This window comes from Methylibium sp. T29 (assembly GCF_000576205.1).
Lineage (GTDB): Bacteria > Pseudomonadota > Gammaproteobacteria > Burkholderiales > Burkholderiaceae_C > Methylibium > Methylibium petroleiphilum.
Genome location: NZ_AZND01000313.1, coordinates 1 through 3,302, shown reverse-complemented (window position 1 = coordinate 3,302; position 3,302 = coordinate 1). Strand labels below are relative to the sequence as shown.

Genomic DNA, 3,302 nt, shown 5'->3' with positions numbered 1-3,302 from the left:
GCACGGGCCGCTCGTGGCCCGACCAGCGGCCGGCGAGCCGCACCAGTTCGGCCAGCGTGTAGACGTGCGGGCCGACGCATTCCACGACCTCGGGCGCCGGCGACACCAGGCTGCGCACGATCGCTGCAGCCACGTCCTCGACCCACACCGGCTGGAACCTCGCGTCGGCGCCCGCCAGCGGCATCAGCGGGAACACCGCCTGCAGCTGCGCGAACAGGTTCAGGAAGCGGTCGCCCGACCCGAAGATGACCGATGGCCGCAGCACCGTGAGGTCGAGCCCGGCTGCGCGCAGCGCCGCCTCGCCGACGGCCTTGGAGCGCAGGTAGTTCGAGGGCGCGTCGGCCGCGGCGCCGAGGGCGCTCACGTGCACCACGCGCGGGACGCCGGCCACCTTGCAGGCCCGCGCCAGCCGCTGCGGCAGCGCGACGTGCACCCGCTCGAACTCCTCGGCGCTGCCGTGCAGGATCGCCACCAGATTGATCACCGCGTCGCGGCCGAACAGCAGCCGCGTCAGCCGCCCGTCGTCGTGGAGGTCGGTCTCGACCAGCTCGACGGTCGGCAGCATCGCCAGCCGCTTGGCGCGCTCGGCGCGACGGGTCGGTACCGTGAGGCGGGCGCCCGCTGCACCGAAGTGCTCGACGAGCTTCTCGCACAAGGCACTGCCGACAAAGCCGGTGCCACCGAGGATCAGCAGGTTCTTCATGGGGCAGGCTTCGTCAGGGCAGCTCGCGCTCGGCCGGATCGGCCGCGCCGGGGTGCGGGCCGATCGCGCTGCCCAGCCGCGCGCGCAGCGACTGCGGCTGGCCGCTCAGCAGCGCGGCGTAGTCGGTGGCGTTGGAGAGCACCTTCTTCACGTAGTCGCGCGTCTCGGTGAAGGGAATGTTCTCGGCCCAGGCCGCCGCGTCCAGCGACGGCCCTTCGCGCCACTTGCGCGGCCGGTTCGGGCCGGCGTTGTAGCCGGCCGCGGCCATGGCCTGCGAGCCGTCGAAGCTGTCGAGCACCATCTTCAGGTAGCCGGTGCCGAGCCGCAGGTTGGTGCCGTGCTCGGTGATGCGGTCGTGCGTGTAGTCGATGCCCAGCTTGCGGGCGGTCCACTTGGCGGTGGCCGGCATCAGCTGCATCAGCCCGAGGCGCCGACCGACGAACGCGCGCTGGTGATGAAGCGCGACTCCTGGCGGATCAGGCCGTAGACGTAGGCCGGGTCCAGCCCCGCCTCGCGCGCGCGCGCCACCACATCGCTGCGGTAGGGCGTGGGGAAGCGCTGTGCCATGTCGACCTGCTCGCGGGTGCGCTCGCTGGTGTTGATGCAGCGGTCCCACACCTGGCGCTCGCAGGCCAGCTGGGCAGCGGCCAGCAGCTCGCGTTCGCCCATGCCGAACAGAGAGAAGTTCCACTCGCGCACGCCTTCGCTGCGCAGGTCGAGTTCGATCAGCAGCAGCGCGCGCTTCAGGCCGGGGTGCTGGGCCGCGGCGTTGCGCTCCTCGGGCGTGAGCGGTGCCGGTGCGGCGGGCAGGACCAGCGGTTGCCCGAGGTCTTCCATGGCCAGCTTGCCGTAGAAGTGCAGCGGACTCGCGATCGACGCGAGCAGCTCGCGCGCCTGCGCACCCAGCGCGACGCCGTCCTGGCTGCTGCCGGCCAGCGCCTGCAGCGCGCGCGCCTTCCAGTAGATCCACGCGGGCTCGCGCTGCTCGCTGCTGCTCATCGCGGTGACGGCCTGCATCACCTGCTGCCAGCGGCCCGCGCCGTTGTTGGCGCGCAGGGCGGCGCGCAGCTTCCACGCCAGCGTGTCGTCGGGCAGCGCCACGTCGACGTTGCCGGTGCGTGTCAGCTCGGCACGCTGGAAGTGGTCGGAGGCGCTGGTGCTGAGCTTGAGCGCCGCCTGCTTGCCGACGCTGGCCCAGACCCACGCGGACAGGTCCGCCGGCAGCCGCGCGGCCCAGCGATCGTTCATCGCGGTGGCCGCCACGTCGGGGTCGTTCGCGGCGCTGCGGATCAGCGCCAGCGCGGTCAGCTCGCTGGCACCGCGGCCCTGCGTCGCGGCCTTGCGCGTCAGGTAGCGCTGCGGGTTGTCGTTCAGTTCGCCGACCGCATTGGCCATGTCGTCGCCCAGCATCGCGGCGGCTTGGCGGGCCATGCGGGGGCGGTTGGCCTCGACCGCCAGCCGCGTCTTGCGCCAGACGTCGTCGCGGCCGATCCGCTTGGCATCGAACAGCGTGCTGGCCAGCAGCGCGCAGCCGTCGTCGGCATCGCGTTGCGCGAACCAGGCGGCGCGGGCGTCGTCCGTCACGTCCTGGCCATCGAGGTGCCGCGTCAGCAGCGCGTAGCAGCGCACCTCGCGATCGTCGTCGAGCTTGAAGCGCGGGTATTCCGCGCGGAAGTTGCCCCAGTCGCGACGGCGGCCCAGCTCGAGCAGCCAGTCGTTGCGCAGCCGGTCCTCGACATAGGTGCCCGGCCAGCGCGCGTAGAAGGCATTCAGTTCGTCCTGCTGTGCGTCGGCGAGGCGGTTGCCGAGTTCCCAGTAGTCGGGCCACATCGCGAGCGGGTGGTTCGCGGCCAGTGCCGCCGCACGCGTGGCCGCCAGGCGCGGCTTGTCGCGCTTGCGCAGCGCCTCGCGGGCTTCGAGAACCGTGTCGTTGGCGGTCTGCGCGGCGACCGGCGCGGAGGGCAAGGCCAGGGCCCCGGTGATCGCGGCAAGGGCGACCGCGCGGAGCAGGATGTGGCAGCGGAGGGGTGTCGGGGTCTGCAGGGTCATGCCACGGAGGGAGCCGTCACGATGGGCTTCGGTTCCGCTCGAATTTTACGCAGTCACCGGGTGCGTGCATCTGACATGCTGCCGAGCGCAGGGTCAATCGAACTCGGTCTCGCCGATGGCCTGGCGCGTCGACGCGCCCTGCGCCTGCACCCAGCTCGCGAAGCGCTGGACCTCCGCACGGTCGCGCTTGCTGCCGGCGATGATCAGCCAGTAGCTGTAGGGGCTGCGGGTGCGGAAGGCCGGCCCGAAGGGTTCCACCAGCTCGCCGCGCGCCAGCGATTCGTCGACCAGCGCCAGCCGGGCCAGCGCGATGCCCTGGCCGGCCAGCGCAGCCTGCACCTGCTGGTAGGTGAAGTTCAGGTAGATCCAGCGTCGCGGCTCCAGCGCAGGCAGGGCCTGCACCGCCAGCCAGTGCCGCCAGCTGACGAACTGGGTGCTCGCCTGCAGGCTGTCTTCCTCCAGCAGCGTGTGCAGCGCCAGGTCGGCCGGTGTGCGCAGCGGCGGCGCGGCGCCGCTCGCGGCCTGCTCGAGCAGGCGCGGGCTCGCCACC

2 protein-coding genes and 1 pseudogene are annotated in these 3,302 nt (G+C 72.4%); all 3 read right to left on the bottom strand.

Annotated features, from left to right (window positions below; translation table 11 throughout):
* Positions 1–703, bottom strand: a 703-nt coding sequence (locus x551_RS20025) for a complex I NDUFA9 subunit family protein (protein ID WP_036250570.1), incomplete at its 3' end; no start/stop codon positions are given.
* 13 nt (positions 704–716) lie between these two features.
* Positions 717–2,752 (bottom strand): annotated as a pseudogene (locus x551_RS20020) (transglycosylase SLT domain-containing protein).
* 93 nt (positions 2,753–2,845) lie between these two features.
* Positions 2,846–3,302: LysR substrate-binding domain-containing protein (locus tag x551_RS20015; protein ID WP_036250567.1), on the bottom strand; the 457-nt coding region annotated here is incomplete at its 5' end.